The 16,541-nt window shown below is 56.5% G+C and carries 14 protein-coding genes and 1 pseudogene; 3 read left to right on the top strand and 12 right to left on the bottom strand.

The window, feature by feature from the left end; translation table 11 throughout:
- The 5 genes and pseudogenes from fkpB to V1599_RS06200 all read right to left on the bottom strand — a co-directional run.
- Positions 1-450 (bottom strand): FKBP-type peptidyl-prolyl cis-trans isomerase, encoded by a 450-nt coding sequence (fkpB, locus tag V1599_RS06220; protein ID WP_112011068.1) that lies wholly within the window; start codon positions 448-450, stop codon positions 1-3.
- 52 nt (positions 451-502) lie between these two features.
- On the bottom strand, positions 503-1,003 hold the full coding sequence (lspA, locus tag V1599_RS06215) for a signal peptidase II (protein ID WP_112011067.1): 501 nt from the start codon (positions 1,001-1,003) through the stop codon (positions 503-505).
- On the bottom strand, positions 1,003-3,819 hold the full coding sequence (gene ileS / locus V1599_RS06210; RefSeq protein ID WP_395301210.1) for an isoleucine--tRNA ligase: 2,817 nt from the start codon (positions 3,817-3,819) through the stop codon (positions 1,003-1,005). Before ileS ends, lspA begins: the two co-directional genes overlap by 1 nt.
- A gap of 34 nt (positions 3,820-3,853) precedes the next feature.
- A complete protein-coding gene (gene ribF, locus V1599_RS06205; protein WP_395301209.1) occupies positions 3,854-4,792 on the bottom strand; it encodes a bifunctional riboflavin kinase/FAD synthetase in 939 nt (312 codons plus the stop codon).
- Positions 4,793-4,799: 7 nt separating this feature from the next.
- Positions 4,800-5,006 (bottom strand): annotated as a pseudogene (locus V1599_RS06200) (DUF2575 domain-containing protein); the annotation flags it as partial.
- 115 nt (positions 5,007-5,121) lie between these two features.
- Between V1599_RS06200 and rpsT the strand changes: the two are divergent.
- Positions 5,122-5,385, top strand: a complete 264-nt coding sequence (gene rpsT, locus V1599_RS06195) for a 30S ribosomal protein S20 (protein WP_003856458.1) — start codon at positions 5,122-5,124, stop codon at positions 5,383-5,385.
- A gap of 59 nt (positions 5,386-5,444) precedes the next feature.
- Here rpsT and nhaR read toward each other — a convergent pair whose 3' ends face one another.
- The 4 genes from nhaR to dnaK all read right to left on the bottom strand — a co-directional run bounded on the left by nhaR (position 5,445) and on the right by dnaK (position 10,894).
- Entirely contained in the window at positions 5,445-6,344 is a 900-nt protein-coding gene (gene nhaR / locus V1599_RS06190) for a transcriptional activator NhaR (protein ID WP_112011064.1), read from the bottom strand.
- A 56-nt stretch (positions 6,345-6,400) separates the two neighbouring features.
- Positions 6,401-7,576: a Na+/H+ antiporter NhaA gene (nhaA, locus tag V1599_RS06185; RefSeq protein ID WP_112011063.1), complete on the bottom strand. Its 1,176-nt coding sequence runs from the start codon at positions 7,574-7,576 to the stop codon at positions 6,401-6,403.
- A 174-nt stretch (positions 7,577-7,750) separates the two neighbouring features.
- A complete protein-coding gene (gene dnaJ / locus V1599_RS06180) occupies positions 7,751-8,896 on the bottom strand; it encodes a molecular chaperone DnaJ (protein WP_112011062.1) in 1,146 nt (381 codons plus the stop codon).
- An 84-nt stretch (positions 8,897-8,980) separates the two neighbouring features.
- Entirely contained in the window at positions 8,981-10,894 is a 1,914-nt protein-coding gene (dnaK, locus tag V1599_RS06175) for a molecular chaperone DnaK (protein ID WP_112011061.1), read from the bottom strand.
- Between the two features lie 295 nt (positions 10,895-11,189).
- Here dnaK and satP point away from each other — a divergent pair, with 295 nt between their 5' ends.
- Complete coding sequence (gene satP, locus V1599_RS06170; RefSeq protein WP_112011060.1) at positions 11,190-11,756, top strand: acetate uptake transporter; 567 nt, start codon at positions 11,190-11,192, stop codon at positions 11,754-11,756.
- Here the strand turns inward: satP and V1599_RS06165 are convergent.
- From V1599_RS06165 to tal, 3 genes are all read right to left on the bottom strand, one after another.
- Positions 11,733-13,055, bottom strand: a complete 1,323-nt coding sequence (locus V1599_RS06165; protein WP_395301208.1) for an MFS transporter — start codon at positions 13,053-13,055, stop codon at positions 11,733-11,735. The genes satP and V1599_RS06165 overlap by 24 nt on opposite strands.
- Positions 13,056-13,169: 114 nt before the next feature.
- Positions 13,170-13,757, bottom strand: coding sequence for a molybdopterin adenylyltransferase (gene mog / locus V1599_RS06160; protein ID WP_395301207.1), 588 nt, complete (start codon positions 13,755-13,757; stop codon positions 13,170-13,172).
- 109 nt (positions 13,758-13,866) lie between these two features.
- The gene (tal, locus tag V1599_RS06155) at positions 13,867-14,820 is read right to left on the bottom strand and encodes a transaldolase (protein ID WP_023310342.1); all 954 of its coding nucleotides are present in this window, start codon (positions 14,818-14,820) and stop codon (positions 13,867-13,869) included.
- Positions 14,821-15,082: 262 nt separating this feature from the next.
- On the opposite strand from tal, the gene V1599_RS06150 reads away from it, so the two are divergent.
- Positions 15,083-16,513, top strand: coding sequence for a sodium:alanine symporter family protein (locus V1599_RS06150; protein WP_112011057.1), 1,431 nt, complete (start codon positions 15,083-15,085; stop codon positions 16,511-16,513).
- The last annotated feature ends 28 nt before the right edge of the window (positions 16,514-16,541 follow it).

The following is a 16,541-nucleotide window of genomic DNA, read 5'->3' as shown; positions in this document are numbered from 1 at the left end:
TCAGGCCTCCAGCGCTGGGTCAATCTCCAGCACTTCAATATCAAAATGGACGGTACGCCCGGCAAGCGGATGGTTGAAATCAACGGTAATGGAATCGCCGTTAACTTCGCGGATCACGCCAGGCATTTCGCTGCCGTCCATAGCGGTAAAGAGCATAATCGCGCCGATTTCCGGCTCGCCCGCGTCCATAAATTCACGGCGCGAGAAATACTGGATCAGGTCAGGGCTTGGCACGCCAAACGCCGCATCCGGCTCAAGCGAGAATGCCTTCTTCTCGCCCTCTTTCAGGCCCAGAAGCTGCTGCTCAAGGCCTTCAGACAGGGAAGTATCGCCAAGACGGAACAGGGCCGGTTTGCCGTTGTTGCGGGTGGATTCAGCCGTGGAGCCATCATCCAGCTTCAGCGTGAAGTGAACGAGAACCGCGCTGTTGCTCTGTACGGATTTAGACATGCAAATTGCTCGCTTGTTTTGCCCGGTGGCATTACACCACCGGGCGGGTGTGTTACGCCTGCTCTTTCGCGGCCGGTTTCGGCAAGAAGCCTTCCAGCACGATCAGTGCCGCACCGACGCAAATTGCGCTATCGGCGAGGTTAAAGGTCGCGAAGTGCCAGCTGCCGACGTAGAAGTCGATCATATCGACCACGAAGCCGTGCCACAGGCGATCGAACAGGTTGCCTAACGCGCCGCCAATGATCAGCGCGTAGGCGATGTTATTCAGCTTTTGCGTTGCCTTCGAGCGGTACATCAGCACGGCCAGGATCACGCAGATACCGATAGCGATACCCGCAAAGAACCAGCGCTGCCAGCCACCGCTGTCGGCCAGGAAACTGAACGCTGCGCCGTAGTTACGTGCGTAGTGCAGGTTAAGCGACGGGAACAGCGAAACCGTATCCCCCAGAGCAAAGTTCTGGAGGATCAGGAACTTGCTGCCCAGATCGATAATCAGCACCACCACAACCAGCCACAGCCAGCGCAGTCCTGTTGAACAGAGAGATTTACTCATCAGGCAAACTTACGTTTTTCGCCGTCACCGGCGACGTTGCTTACACAGCGTCCGCAGATGTCTGCGTGTTCCGCCACCTGGCCGACATCGGTGGTGTAATGCCAGCAGCGCGGGCATTTCTCACCTTCGGCTTTACTCAGCGCGACTTTCAGCCCTTTGAGCAGTTCGCTCTGCTGTGCATCAGCAGGCGCCCCGGCATAATCCGCAACTTTCGCACCGGAGGTCAACAGGACAAATCGTAATTCATCGCCCAGCGCCGTCAGCTTCGCCGCCAGCTCCGGTTCGGCGTACAGGGTCACTGTCGCTTCCAGAGAGCCGCCGACCTTCTTGTCAGCACGCGCCTGCTCGATCACCTTGTTCACTTCGCCGCGCACTTTCAGCAGCGCGTCCCAGAAGGCATCGTTCATCGCTTCGCTGCTGGAGAGGTCGAACAGGCCTTCGTACCATTCACCGGTGAAGACATACTTCTCACGGTCGCCCGGCAGGTAGCCCCAGATTTCATCCGCGGTGAAGGACATGATCGGCGCCATCCAGCGCACCAGCGCTTCTGCGATATGGAACAGCGCGGTCTGGCAGCTGCGACGCGCCACGCTGTCCGCTTTCGCGGTGTACTGGCGGTCTTTGATGATGTCGAGGTAGAACGAGCCCATCTCGATGGAGCAGAAGCGCATCAGGCGCTGCACCACTTCGTGGAAGTCATAAGACTCGTAGGCTTTCAGGATATCGTCCTGCGCCGCTTTCGCACAGCCTACCGCCCAGCGGTCGAGAACGACCATCTCTTCCGGCTTCACCATGTCTTTCACTGGATCAAAGCCGTTCAGGTTCGCCAGCAGGAAGCGCGCGGTGTTACGGATACGACGATAGCTGTCGGCGGCACGTTTCAGGATTTCATCAGAAACGGCCATTTCGCCGGTGTAGTCGGTAGAAGCCACCCACAGACGCAGGATGTCCGCGCCCAGCTTGTTCATCACGTCCTGCGGTGACACGGTGTTACCGATGGATTTGGACATCTTACGGCCCTGACCATCCACGGTGAAGCCGTGGGTCAGTACCTGGCGGTAAGGCGCTTTACCTTTCATGGCGGTGGAGATCATCAGCGATGACATGAACCAGCCGCGGTGTTGGTCAGATCCTTCCAGATACATATCGGCAGCGTGACCGGCAAACTCTGGACGCACATCAACCACAGAGGCGTGGGTAGAACCAGAGTCGAACCACACGTCCAGGGTATCCGGCACCTTCTCGTAGCTGTCCGCGTCCGCGCCCAGGATGTCGCGGGCATCGAGATCCCACCACGCCTGAATGCCGTCAACCTCGACGCGCTTCGCCACTTCTTCCATCAGCTCCAGCGTATTCGGGTGCAGTTCCTGCGTCTCTTTATGCACGAACAGAGACATCGGCACGCCCCAGGTGCGCTGACGAGAGATACACCAGTCAGGGCGGTTAGCGACCATAGATTCGATACGCGCCTGGCCCCAGTCCGGGATCCACTGCACGCCTTTGATCTCTTTCAGCGACTGCGCGCGCAGGCCTTTCTGATCCATGCTGACGAACCACTGCGGGGTTGCACGGAAGATGATCGGCGTCTTGTGGCGCCAGCAGCACGGATAGCTGTGCTGCATTTTCTCAACGTGCAGCAGCGCGCCGCTGGTGCGCAGCATGTCCACGATGATGTCGTTCGCTTTGAAGACGTTGATGCCGTCCAGCGCCGGGTAGGTGCCAGGCAGGTATGAACCGTCCGGGCCAACCGGGTTGGCGATTTCCAGACCGTACTTCAGGCTGATGCTGTAGTCGTCAGGGCCGTGGCCACCAGCGGTATGGACCGCACCGGTACCCGCGTCCAGCGTCACGTGGTCGCCCAGGATCGCCGGCACGTCGAAGTCGAGGAACGGATGCTTGAAGCGCATCAGTTCCAGCGCGTCACCCTTCACGGTGCCCAGCACGGTGTAGTCGGCGATGTTCGCGCGCTTCAGCACGCTTTCGACCAGATCTTTTGCCAGGATCAGCGCCTGACCTTCAACCTGCACCAGCGCGTACTCGAACTCACCGGACAGGGAGATCGCGCGGTTGGCTGGCAGCGTCCACGGCGTAGTAGTCCAGATCACTAAAGAGATCGGGCCGTTGACCGACGACACGCCAAATTTGGCTTTGACCGCATCCTGATCCACCGCGTGGAAAGCCACGTCGATAGAAGGAGAGGTTTTGTCGTAATACTCTACTTCGGCTTCTGCCAGCGCAGAGCGGCAGTCCACGCACCAGTGCACCGGCTTCGCGCCCTTGTGCAGGTGGCCGTTGCCGATGATTTTACCCAGCGCACGGATGATGTTGGCTTCGGTTCTGAAATCCATGGTCAGGTACGGATGGGACCAGTCGCCCAGCACGCCCAGACGGATGAAGTCAGCGCGCTGGCCGTCAACCTGAGTGGCAGCGTATTCGCGGCATTTCGCGCGGAACTCGGCAGCGGTGAATTTCTCACCCGGCTTGCCAAACTCTTGCTCCACTTTCAGCTCAATTGGCAGACCGTGGCAGTCCCAGCCTGGAACGTAAGGCGAGTCATATCCCGTGAGGCCTTTGGACTTCACGATAATGTCTTTCAGAATCTTATTTACAGAGTGACCAATATGAATGCTGCCATTCGCATATGGAGGGCCATCATGCAGAATGAAGGTTTTTTTGCCTTTTTTGGCTGCACGAATGATGCCGTACAGGTCATCATCGGTCCAACGCGCCAGCATTCCCGGTTCACGCTTGGCGAGATCGCCGCGCATCGGGAACCCTGTTTCCGGCAAATTCAGGGTTGATTTATAGTCACTCATCAGATTCTCGGTTCCGTATTTATCACGTAGGCATTTAAGCCGGGTTTGATAGCCCAAAAAATTCACGGGCCGTTAATTCATCTCGCGCAATTTGCGCCTTTAGTTCGTCCAGCGAAGCGAATCGCTGCTCATTACGTATTTTTCTACGCAGTATTACATCTATATGGCGACCGTAAAGGTCCATTACAACGTCCAGCAGGTGTACTTCTAACTGTTGACGTACACCGGCAACCGTAGGACGCGTGCCAATATTGGCGACGCCGTAAAACGGCCAGTCGCCCAGTCCAGACACTTCCACCGCATACACCCCTTTAACCGGGGAGACCTGACGGCGCAGCGGTATATTCGCCGTCGGGAAGCCTATCGTGCGGCCCAGCGCGTCGCCATGCACTACGCGGCCTGAAATCGTGAACGGATGGCCGAGCAGGTTTTCTGCCGCCTCCAGTTCGTCATTGGCCAGCGCCTGACGAACGGCAGTACTGCTAACGCGTACGCCGCCTTCGCAGAAGGTCATCGCGCTGGTGACGTCAAAGCCATACTCCAGGCCAGCCTTCTGTAATAGCAAGAAATCCCCCTGACGACCAGCGCCAAAGCGGAAATCATCCCCCACAGCCAGAAACTGCACGCCAAGACGCTTCACCAGCAGGTCGCTGACAAAATTTTGTGCCGTCAGTGCAGCAAAGCGACGATCGAATCGTATACATACGACGTAGTCCACGCCGGACTCAGCCAGATAGCGCAGCTTTTCACGCAGACGCGTAAGGCGGGCCGGTGATTTATCACCCGCAAACAGCTCCAGCGGCTGTGGCTCGAAAATCATCACTACAACGGGCAGCCCGCGGGCTTCCCCTTCTTTACGCAATCCCTGCAACAGCGCCTGATGCCCACGATGCACGCCGTCGAAATTACCAATGGTCAGCACGCACCCGTGAGGAGCGTTGCCGAGATTATGTATGCCGCGTATCAGCTTCATGTCTGGCTCAAAACAGTGAAAATCGCCAAAGTATACCTTGTACGGCGATTAAGGTTAACCGGCGATTGTTCACGCAAAACAGAAAGCCGTAATGTTTTCATCATGCTGACCTTTGCCAGCAAAAAAATCTGCCCCTGTACGGCGATTTTTATGCCGAAAGGCTGTATTCACGAGAGACAAGCTGGTAGAATCCTGCGCCATCACTACGTAACGTAGCGTCGCCACATTAACGGCGCTTATTTGCACAAATCCATTGACAAAAGAAGGTATAGAGGGCATATTCCTCGGCCTTTGAATTGTCCACATAGATCATATTTGGGAGTTGGACCTTGGCTAATATCAAATCAGCTAAGAAACGTGCCGTTCAGTCTGAAAAGGCTCGTAAGCACAATGCAAGCCGTCGCTCTATGATGCGTACTTTCATCAAGAAAGTATACGCAGCAATCGAAGCTGGCGACAAAGCTGCTGCACAGAACGCATTCAACGAAATGCAACCAATCGTGGACCGTCAGGCTGCTAAAGGTCTGATCCACAAAAACAAAGCAGCGCGTCATAAAGCAAACTTGACCGCGCAGATCAACAAACTGGCTTAATCGCCGCTTGTTGTTGCTTGTTTTAAAAGAACCCGCTTAACGCGGGTTTTTTTATGTCTTCAGATTGCCGGCGGGGTAAACAGCGACGAATAATCGCGGTTACAGATACGCTGCACCGCAGGATGCTGAATCATCCTTTCGGCGAATATCGCGTGGTACTCCTCCATCACGTTATCAACTCGCCCTATCTCCGTCACCTTGTCATCCGTGTACAAATCCTGTGCGTATAGGGTTGGAGCCACGAAAATCGCGTTATGCGCTTCGCCAAACGCCTTCATCAGCGCCGCATCATCAAACTCGCCGAGGATTTCAACCTTCAGCCCCTGGGAGTTAAACCAGTTAAGCAGCTTGCGCCCCAGCATGGATCGGCGCCCCGGAACCAGCAGACGCCGCTCCTCCAGACACGCGGGGAACGGTTTTTTCGGCGGCGGATTGATACACCAGAAGCTCACGCCGCATTCACCAATTTTTACCGAGAACAGCCCTTCCTGCTGCGTTGAGTCGATCGGGCAATCGGAGATAATCATATCCAGCTTGTGCTGGCTCAGCTGCTCCAGCAGCATCTCGTGGGTGGATTCAAAGCATCGCAGGTGGATTTGCTCATCCTCCACCACGGCGGCGTCCAGCACCCCGCTGACCAGCCGCTTGGAGAGCGCATCCGCCACGCCGACGTCAAACAGCAGGTTTGACTCTTTGCGATAGTTGACGATATCCAGCATTTCCTGGCTGAGCGTGAACATTTTGTCCGCGTAGCGAAACACCAGCTCGCCCAGTTCGCTGGGCTCAATCCCGCGGCCCTTGCGCTTAAACAGCTTACCCTGAAGGCGCTCTTCCAGCGCCTTGATTTGCCCGGTAATGGTTTGCGGCGTCAGATGGAGCGCCTCCGCCGCGCCCACAACCGAGCCCTCTTTGTAGACGTGCCAAAAGTAGTACAGATGGTTGTAATTCAGATGAGACATTACGACTTCGCTCCCGATCCTGCTGCGGGAAAAGGCCTCCCTTTTCCCGCCATCCCTTATGCCTGAGCAACCTGCCCTGACAGCTTCGCTTTCAACAACGCGTAACCGCTCACCGCGGCCAGCACCGATCCGATTAAGATACCGAGCTTCGCCCACACGATAAGCTCAGGCGCATGCGCGCCAAACGCCAGCGTCGAGATAAAGATCGACATGGTAAAACCAATTCCGCACAGCACCCCAACGGCCATGATTTGCCGGAACGTCGTTCCGTGCGGCAGCGATGCCAGCTTCATTTTCACCGCCAGCCAGCAGAACAGGCTGATTCCCAGCGGCTTGCCGATAAACAGCCCGGCGATAACCCCCAGCGGCAGCACGGAGGTGAGCCCTTCCAGCGTAACGCCCTGCAGGGATACCCCGGCGTTAGCAAACGCGAAGAGCGGCAGGATCATAAATGCCACCCAGGGATGGAGCACATGCTCAAGCTGTTTTGCCGGGGATTTCCCCTCTTCGACCCTAAGCGGCACGAGGAAGCCCACAATCACCCCCGCCAGCGTGGCGTGCACGCCGGACTTCAGCACCGCCGTCCACAATACCATTCCCACAAGGATGTAAATGCCAGTTCGGCGCACGTTGCAGATGTTCAGCAGCGCCAGCACCGCGATGGCCCCCGCCGCCACGCTGAGCGACAGGATCGACAGGTCGCTGGTGTAGAACAGTGCGATAATCACGATAGCGCCCAGATCGTCGATGATAGCCAGCGCCATCAGAAAGATTTTCAGCGCGACCGGCACGCGGCTGCCAAGCAGGGCCAGCACGCCGAGGGCAAACGCGATATCCGTCGCCGCCGGGATCGCCCAGCCGTGGCGCGCCATCGGATCTTGCCAGGTAAAGGCGAGGAACAGCAGCGCGGGAACAACCATCCCGCCGAGGGCGGCAATCACCGGGAACGCCGCGCGCTGGCGGCTGGCCAGCGACCCCTGCACCAGCTCGCGCTTCACCTCGAGCCCCACCAGCAGGAAGAACACGGCCATCAGGGCATCGTTAATCCACAGCAGCATGTTCTTATTGATTTCCAGCGGGCCAACCCGCAGCTCAACCGGGGTTTCCAGAAAAGCGTGATACAGTTCACGCGTCGCGCCGAGGTTAGCCAGCACCATTGCCGCGACGGCAGCGATAATTAAAATCACGCCGCCGGACGCTTCATTGCTAAAGAAACGGTGTAGTAGTTTCACTTCAATTCTCTCTTCAAGCGGAATACTTCGATAAAACCATCATACCAAGCCATATAACTCGGCAAAAGCAGATTAATATTGAGTATATACTCAGTTTTTTCGAGGAGAATCAATAAACGAAAAAAAGCCCGGAATCACTTCCGGGCCTGATGTCAGACGGTACCTGCTGAAGAATTAGCGGGTCAGATCGTCGAAGAATTTTTTGACGCCATCGAAGAAGCTTTTGGAACGCGGGCTGTTTTTCTCACCCGTTGGGCCGCCGAAGCTTTCCTGCAGCTCTTTCAGCAGCTGCTTCTGCTTGTCGTTCAGGCCAACCGGGGTTTCCACCACGACGCGACACAGCAGGTCGCCCTGCGCACCGCCGCGAACGGACTTAACGCCCTTACCGCGCATGCGGAACAGCTTGCCGGTCTGGGTTTCGCCAGGCACCTTCAGGTTTACGCGACCGTCCAGCGTTGGCACTTCGATTTCGCCGCCAAGCGCTGCCATCGCGAAGTTGATCGGCACTTCACAGTACAGGTTGTTACCTTCACGCTCGAAGATGGCGTGCTGTTTAACCTGAACCTGAACGTACAGATCGCCTGCCGGCGCGCCGTGCTCGCCTGCTTCGCCCTCACCTGATAGACGGATGCGGTCGCCCGTATCCACGCCCGCCGGGATTTTAACGGACAGGGTTTTGGTTTTCTCAACGCGACCATGACCGTGGCATTTGTTGCACGGATCTTTAATCAGCGTGCCGCGACCGTGGCAGTGTGGACACGCCTGCTGCACCGCGAAGAAGCCCTGGCGCATCTGCACCTGACCGGAACCATGGCAGGTTGGACAGGTTTGCGGCTGGGTGCCCGCCTTCGCGCCGCTGCCGTGGCAAACGTCACACTCTTCCAGCGTCGGGATGCGGATCTCTTTGGTGACGCCGCGAACGGCCTCTTCCAGCGTCAGATCCATGTTGTAGCGCAGGTCCGCGCCGCGCGCCGCGCGCTGGCGACCACGACCGCCGCCGAAGATATCACCGAACACGTCGCCGAAGATGTCGCTGAAATCTGCGCCACCGCCGAAGCCGCCGCCACCGAATCCACCGCCGCCCATGCCGCCCTGTTCAAAGGCGGCATGGCCGTACTGGTCATAGGCCGCACGTTTTTGCGCGTCGGTCAGGACTTCGTAGGCTTCTTTGATCTCTTTGAATTTGGCTTCAGCCTCTTTATCACCCTGGTTGCGGTCCGGGTGAAATTTCATGGCCAGGCGCTTATACGCCTTTTTGATTTCACGCTCTTCCGCTGTTTTGGAAACGCCTAAAATCTCGTAATAGTCTTGCTTAGCCATCTTTTTTATCTGCCCCTAACATGCGTGCACGGGCGGAGAGGAAACCTCTTCGCCCGTGCCAGTAATTACCCGTTCAAAGGGCGATTATTTTTTGTCTTTCACTTCTTCAAACTCAGCGTCGACAACGTCGTCATCTTTCGCGTTGTTTGCAGATGCATCAGCGCCTGCCTGCTGTTGAGCGTGCTGCTGCTGAGCAATTTCCATCAGTTTCTGAGAAACCTGGGCCAGCTCCTGCATCTTCGCTTCGATGTCCGCTTTATCTTCACCTTTAAGAGAAGTTTCCAGCGCGGTCAGCGCAGCTTCGATAGCCGTTTTGTCATCCGCTGGCAGCTGCTCACCGGCTTCTTCAACCTGCTTGCGGGTGCTGTGCAGCAGATGGTCGCCCTGGTTGCGGGTCTGAACCAGCTCTTCGAACTTACGGTCGGATTCAGCGTTAGCCTCTGCATCGCGAACCATTTTTTCAATTTCCGCTTCGTTCAGGCCAGAAGATGCCTTGATGGTGATCTTCTGCTCTTTACCGCTGTTTTTGTCTTTCGCAGACACGTGCAGGATACCGTCAGCATCGATGTCGAAGGTAACTTCGATCTGCGGCATGCCGCGCGGTGCAGGGTTGATACCGTCCAGGTTGAACTGCCCCAGAGATTTGTTATCAGCCGCACGCTTACGCTCCCCCTGAATCACATGGATGGTTACCGCAGACTGGTTGTCTTCAGCGGTAGAGAACACCTGGCTGTGCTTCGTTGGGATGGTGGTGTTTTTGTTGATGAGCGCAGTCATCACACCGCCCATGGTTTCGATACCCAGAGACAGCGGGGTAACGTCCAGCAGCAGTACGTCTTTCACTTCACCGGTCAGTACGCCCCCCTGAACCGCTGCGCCGATTGCCACAGCTTCATCCGGGTTAACGTCTTTACGCGGCTCTTTACCAAAGAACTCAGCCACTTTCTTCTGAACCATTGGCATACGCGTCTGACCACCGACCAGGATAACGTCCTGGATGTCAGAAACGGACAGGCCAGCGTCCTGCAGCGCAACTTTCAGCGGCTCGATAGAACGGTTCACCAGGTCTTCGACCAGGCTTTCCAGTTTCGCACGGGTCACTTTGATGTTCATGTGTTTTGGACCGGTCGCGTCTGCGGTGATGTACGGCAGGTTCACGTCGGTCTGCTGAGCGGACGACAGCTCGATCTTCGCTTTCTCAGCGGCTTCTTTCAGGCGCTGCATGGCCAGCGGGTCGTTACGCAGGTCAATGCCCTGATCTTTCTTAAACTCGTCAACGAGGTAGTTGATCAGGCGGGTATCGAAGTCTTCACCACCCAGGTGGGTATCACCGTTGGTTGCCAGAACTTCGAAGGTTTTTTCGCCGTCAACTTCGTCGATTTCGATAATTGAGATATCGAAGGTACCACCACCCAGGTCGTAAACCGCGATAGTACGGTTGCCAACTTCTTTATCCAGACCGTACGCCAGTGCGGCTGCGGTTGGTTCGTTGATGATACGTTTTACTTCCAGACCTGCGATACGGCCAGCATCTTTGGTTGCCTGACGCTGAGCATCGTTGAAGTAGGCAGGTACGGTGATAACAGCTTCAGTTACCGGCTCACCCAGGTAATCTTCCGCGGTTTTCTTCATTTTTTTCAGCACTTCGGCAGAAATCTGCGGTGGTGCAGTTTTGGTGCCTTTCACGTCAAGCCATGCATCGCCGTTATCCGCTGCGATGATTTTGTACGGCATGATAGAAACGTCACGCTGAACTTCTTCGTCCTGGAAGCGGCGACCGATCAGGCGTTTAATCGCAAACAGGGTGTTTTGCGGGTTTGTCACTGCCTGACGTTTAGCCGGCTGACCAACCAGAGTTTCACCATCCTGGGTATAAGCAATGATAGAAGGCGTGGTGCGATCGCCCTCGGCGTTCTCCAGCACACGTGCAGTGGTGCCATCCATAATCGCTACACAAGAGTTGGTAGTACCCAGGTCGATACCAATAATTTTACCCATCTAAACGTCTCCACTAAAAATTCAGTCAACATGTGGTTGTGTACCTGTAATAAGGGCAGAACGTGCTTTTTCAACTGCCCAGATTTGATTTTTTCAGGTCCACACACTGCGGTTGCTTACAAGATGGGGTCGCAACGGCATCCATCAAGGGGGAAGGATAAAAAAAATTTTAATTTCACCCTGATGAGATCATAGACGGCACTGGTTGCGCCCATTATGATGCCGCGCCCCGTCAGGGAGAATTGACGAGGGATTCACCATTTCACCATATTAATGATGATTTTTTTGAGGACTTATGGGCAACACTAAGTTGGCTAATCCGGCTCCGCTGGGCCTGATGGGTTTTGGCATGACCACCATTCTGCTGAACCTGCACAACATCGGGATGTTCCCGATGGACGGTATCATCCTGGCGATGGGCATTTTTTACGGCGGTATCGCGCAAATATTCGCCGGCCTGCTGGAATATAAAAAAGGCAATACCTTCGGCTTAACCGCCTTTACCTCTTACGGCTCTTTCTGGCTGACCCTGGTCGCCATTCTGCTCATGCCGAAGATGGGGCTGGCCGATGCGGCAAACGCGCACTTCCTGGGCGTCTATCTGGGCCTGTGGGGCGTGTTCACGCTGTTCATGTTCTTCGGCACGCTGAAGGGCAACCGCGCGCTGCAGTTCGTCTTCCTGAGCCTGACCGTGCTGTTCGCCCTGCTGGCGATTGGCCACCTGGCAGATAACGAAGGCATCGTGCACGTTGCAGGCTGGATTGGCCTCGTGTGCGGCGCAAGCGCGATCTACCTGGCGATGGGCGAAGTGCTCAACGAGCAGTTTGGCCGTACCGTTCTACCGATTGGTGAAAAACACTGATTGCTCTGTCGTGTCCGCATCGCGGGCACGACATCCCCCCGCCTGACGCAGCCAAAATCCTAGCGCCAGCCCCATCAGCGAGAGCGCAAGCACATACCATGCCGGTGCCATCGGCGACACCCCCATCAGCATCGTGACCGCAATCGGCGTCAGCCCGCCGAAGATGGCATACGACACGTTATAAGAGAAAGAGATGCCGGTGAAGCGTACCTCCGGCGGAAACGCGCGCACCATGACGTACGGCACCGCGCCGACAACGCCCACGCACAGGCCCGCCGTACCGTACAGCAGGAACAACAGTTCAGGATGATTGCCCGCAAGGTGGTAAAACCCCCAGCTTGATCCAGCAAGTAGCAGGCTGCCGACAATAAAAGTAACGCTGGCACCGAAGCGATCCGCCGCCAGCCCGGCGGCCAGACAGCCGAAGCAGAGCATAATGGTGGCAACGCTGTTCGCCTGCAGCGTCACCGCCGGATCGAAACCGTACTGTTTTTGCAGCCAGACCGGGGACATCAGGATGACCACCACGATGCCCGCCGACAGCAGCCAGGTAAGCAGCATGGAGATCGCCACCGCGCGTCGGTGGCGCATAACCACCGATTTAACCGGCAGCTCCTGCGCCAGCGCCTTGCGCTGCTGCATCTCGAGAAATATCGGCGTCTCCTGCAGCCAGCGGCGCAGATACATGGCCACCAGGCCAAACGCGCCCCCCAGAAGGAAAGGAATACGCCAGCCCCAGTCGTGAACGGCCTGCTGCGTCATGCTGGTATTCACAATCGTTGCGACCACCGAGCCGAGCAAGATCCCGACCGTCAGCCCCGCCGTTAAGGTTCCGCAGGCGATACCAATGCGACGCGCCGGAACATGTTCTGCGACAAACACCCAGGCACCGGGCACTTCACCGCCAATCGCCGCCCCCTGCAGAACGCGCATCAGCAACAGCAGCAGCGGGGCGAGAATGCCCATCGAGGCATAGGTGGGCAGCAGGCCAATGGCCAGCGTCGGCACGGCCATCAGCAGAATGCTGAGGGTAAACATCTTTTTCCGCCCGACCAGATCGCCAAAGTGCGCCATCACAATGCCGCCTAACGGGCGAGCCAGATAGCCCGCAGCGAAGATGCCGAAGGTCTGCACCTGACGCAGCCACTCCGGTATATCCGCCGGAAAAAAGAGCGCGCCTACCACGGCGGCGAAAAAGACGAAGATGATGAAATCGTAAAACTCGAGCGCCCCGCCGAGCGCGGCGAGGGTGAGCGTTTTATAGTCCTGACGATTCAGAGGCCGGGCAGAATGAGACATAGCGCACCTTAGGTGTTTTTATATTCTTACAGCAACCGTAAAGAAAAAGTTACTATACCGTAAAAAAACCCGCGCGCTAAGGCTGTTACAGCGAATGTCACCTATCCATTAATTTCAGCATAATGTCTCGCGACGTGCGCTTTTAGGGCGAAATGCTGCTACTACTTTCTCATCGGTTTCCACATACGGGCCGTCCAGCAGTTGTATACAATACGGTACGCTAGCAAAAATGCCGTGCACAATTGTCTTGCCGTCCTCGGCTTTAAGCCCTTCCAGCGTCTCTTTGATCGACTTCGGCTGGCCCGGAAGGTTAAGTATTAACGCCTGTTTGCGGATTACGCCAACCTGGCGCGACAAAATGGCGGTCGGAACAAAGTTCAGGCTGATTTGGCGCATTTGCTCGCCAAAGCCAGGCATTTCGCGATCGGCAATCGCCAGCGTCGCGTCCGGGGTAACGTCGCGGCGCGCGGGCCCCGTGCCGCCGGTCGTCAACACCAGGTGGCAGCTCATCTCGTCCACCAGCTCGCACAGCGTCTGCTCGATGATCGGCTGCTCGTCCGGGATCAGGCGGGTCTGGATCTCAAAGGGGGTGGTCAGCGCGCTGGCAAGCCACTCTTCCAGAGCAGGGATGCCTTTATCCTGGTAAACGCCGCTGGAGGCGCGGTCAGAAATCGACACCAGGCCGATGCGTAAGGTATTCATATTCATTCCATTCCACTAATGCATTTAGGGGGAATGATACACGCAGAGGGGAAAATCAGACAGCGTACGAAAGAAGTAGCGTGACCGGGGGCCCGGTCACGCGGAATGATTACAGCAGGTCGCCGATCATTTTTTCCAGTTTGCCCTGGTCAACGGCAAACTTACGGATACCGTCCGCCAGCTTGTCTACCGCCATTGGGTCCTGGTTGTGCTGCCACAGGAACTCGGACTCGGTAATGCGCTCTGGACGCGCCTTAACTTCACCGGTGTAGGACAGTTTGCGCTCGATAGTACCTTCGCTTTCAGCCAGCTCTTTCAGCAGCGCAGGCGCGATGGTCAGGCGGTCGCAGCCGGCCAGCTCGATGATTTCGCCGACGTTACGGAAGCTTGCGCCCATCACCACGGTCTCATAGCCGTGCTGCTTGTAGTATTCGTAGATTTCAGTCACGGAAACCACGCCTGGATCTTCAGCCGGTGCGTACTCTTTCTTATCGGTGTTGGCTTTGTACCAGTCCAGAATACGGCCCACGAACGGAGAAATCAGGTATACGCCCGCTTCCGCACACGCACGCGCCTGCGCGAAGGAGAACAGCAGGGTCAGGTTACAGTTGATACCGTCTTTTTCCAGCTGCTCGGCTGCGCGAATGCCCTGCCAGGTCGAGGCCAGTTTGATCAGGATACGGTCGTTGCTGATGCCAGCATCGTTGTACATCTTGATCAGACGCTTTGCTTTCGCGATGGAGGCTTCGGTGTCGTAGGACAGACGTGCATCCACTTCGGTGGAGATGCGGCCAGGAACCAGCTTCAGGATTTCCAGACCGATGTTCACTGCCAGTTTGTCAGTGGCGTCCACAACCTGCTGCGCGCGGTCGTTGCTCTGCGCTTTCGCCCAGGTCACAGCGTCGTCAATCAGTTTGCGGTACTCAGGGATCTGCGCGGCGTTAAGGATCAGAGAAGGGTTGGTTGTGGCATCCTGCGGCTGGTACAGCTTCATTGCCGCGATATCTCCGGTGTCAGCTACGACAGTGGTGAACTGACGAAGGGAGGTCAATTTATCCGTCATGATAGTGTTTCTCTTTTAACGTGCCCTGGATAATTCACGCCACCGACAGCCTGCCAGCAGCGGAAAAATGACAGGTTTACTTGTTAGGGGGATGTAACCGGTCTGCCCTGATGATAACACGACGCCGGGGCAGCGCAACCGCAGACAGTGCCCTAAGGCAGAGTATGATAAACTGAGAATATTAACAGGCTGCTAAGTAACAGCATGCTCAATCAATGGTAGCGCTTACCTATTCACATTGGCATCAACAAGAGGGACGTTAATGCCGGATTTCTTTTTCTTTATCAATGAAGTGCTTTGGGGTTCGATAATGATCTACCTGCTCATGGGAGCAGGTATCTGGTTTACGCTACGCAGCGGCTTTATTCAGTTTCGCTATATTCGCAAGTTTGGCAGAAGTCTGAAAAACAGCGTCTCCCCGCAGCCGGGGGGATTAACGTCGTTTCAAGCCCTGTGCACCAGCCTTGGCGCGCGCGTCGGCAGCGGTAATTTGGCAGGCGTTGCGCTGGCGATTACGGCCGGCGGACCGGGGGCGGTGTTTTGGATGTGGATCTCAGCCCTTATTGGCATGGCGACCTCGTTTGCTGAATGCTCTCTGGCGCAGCTTTATAAGGAAAAAGACGCGACTGGCCAGTTTCGCGGCGGCCCCGCCTGGTACATGGCTCGCGGCCTGGGGATGCGCTGGATGGGCGTTCTGTTTTCCCTCTTTTTACTCCTCGCCTATGGCCTCATCTTTAATACTGTCCAGGCCAACTCCGTCGCCCATGCGATGCACTACGCATTTGACTCTCCGAAATGGCTAAGCGGTATTGTTCTGGCCCTCCTGACGCTTCTCACCATCACCTTCGGGCTAAAGGGTATTGCCCGGCTCATGCAGTGGTTCGTCCCCATCATGGCGCTACTCTGGATTGGAGCCAGCCTGTTCGTAAGCGTGATGAACATTGAACAGCTGCCCGGCATCATCACGCTGATCTTTAAAAGCGCGTTCGGCTGGCAGGAAGCAGCGTCTGGCGCGCTGGGCTACACCATCAGCCAGGCGCTGACGGCAGGATTCCAGCGGGGAATGTTTTCCAACGAAGCCGGGATGGGGTCTACCCCTAATGCCGCCGCGGCGGCGGCCTCCTGGCCCCCGCATCCGGCCGCACAGGGCATTGTGCAGATGATCGGGGTATTTACGGATACCATTATCATCTGCTCCGCCAGCGCTATGATCGTGCTGCTGGCCGGCCCCCTGCCCTATGCAACGAGCGCGTCCGGGATACAGCTTTTACAGCAGGCACTGGCGAACCTGGTCGGCGGCTGGGGCGTCGGATTTGTTTCGCTCATCGTCGGGCTGTTTGCCTTTAGCTCTATCGCGGTGAACTACGTTTATGCGGAAAATAATCTTATCTTCCTGAAGATAAATTCGTGGTATTCACGCAGCCTGCTTCGCGTCAGCGTCGTCGCGATGGTTATGGTTGGCTCCCTGCTCAGCATGTCGCTGGTCTGGCAGCTGGCGGATGTGATTATGGCGCTGATGGCCATCACCAACCTGACGGCGATTCTGCTGCTCTCGCCGGTCGTGTCGGTGATTGCCCGAGATTATCTCCGCCAGCGAAAGCTCGGCGTTCCCCCGGTGTTTGATGCATCACGATACCCCGAAATCGAATCGCAGCTCGCTCCCGGCACCTGGGACGATTTGCCGCGGCAATAACAGCTATCGATCAATTCAGAGCGATTTT

The organism is Enterobacter sp. ECC-175, assembly GCF_043968675.1.
Taxonomy (GTDB): domain Bacteria; phylum Pseudomonadota; class Gammaproteobacteria; order Enterobacterales; family Enterobacteriaceae; genus Enterobacter.
This window is presented reverse-complemented; position numbering and strand designations above follow the sequence as displayed.

What these genes read in the sequence shown, in the direction of transcription:
- lspA (WP_112011067.1), bottom strand. Translation starts at nt 1,003, where the DNA reads ATGAGTAAATCTCTCTGTTCAACAGGACTGCGCTGGCTGTGGCTGGTT.
- satP (WP_112011060.1), top strand. Translation starts at nt 11,190, where the DNA reads ATGGGCAACACTAAGTTGGCTAATCCGGCTCCGCTGGGCCTGATGGGT.
- dnaJ (WP_112011062.1), bottom strand. Translation starts at nt 8,896, where the DNA reads ATGGCTAAGCAAGACTATTACGAGATTTTAGGCGTTTCCAAAACAGCG.
- ileS (WP_395301210.1), bottom strand. Translation starts at nt 3,819, where the DNA reads ATGAGTGACTATAAATCAACCCTGAATTTGCCGGAAACAGGGTTCCCG.
- tal (WP_023310342.1), bottom strand. Translation starts at nt 14,820, where the DNA reads ATGACGGATAAATTGACCTCCCTTCGTCAGTTCACCACTGTCGTAGCT.
- ribF (WP_395301209.1), bottom strand. Translation starts at nt 4,792, where the DNA reads ATGAAGCTGATACGCGGCATACATAATCTCGGCAACGCTCCTCACGGG.
- nhaR (WP_112011064.1), bottom strand. Translation starts at nt 6,344, where the DNA reads ATGTCTCATCTGAATTACAACCATCTGTACTACTTTTGGCACGTCTAC.
- dnaK (WP_112011061.1), bottom strand. Translation starts at nt 10,894, where the DNA reads ATGGGTAAAATTATTGGTATCGACCTGGGTACTACCAACTCTTGTGTA.
- V1599_RS06150 (WP_112011057.1), top strand. Translation starts at nt 15,083, where the DNA reads ATGCCGGATTTCTTTTTCTTTATCAATGAAGTGCTTTGGGGTTCGATA.
- fkpB (WP_112011068.1), bottom strand. Translation starts at nt 450, where the DNA reads ATGTCTAAATCCGTACAGAGCAACAGCGCGGTTCTCGTTCACTTCACG.
- mog (WP_395301207.1), bottom strand. Translation starts at nt 13,757, where the DNA reads ATGAATACCTTACGCATCGGCCTGGTGTCGATTTCTGACCGCGCCTCC.
- V1599_RS06165 (WP_395301208.1), bottom strand. Translation starts at nt 13,055, where the DNA reads ATGTCTCATTCTGCCCGGCCTCTGAATCGTCAGGACTATAAAACGCTC.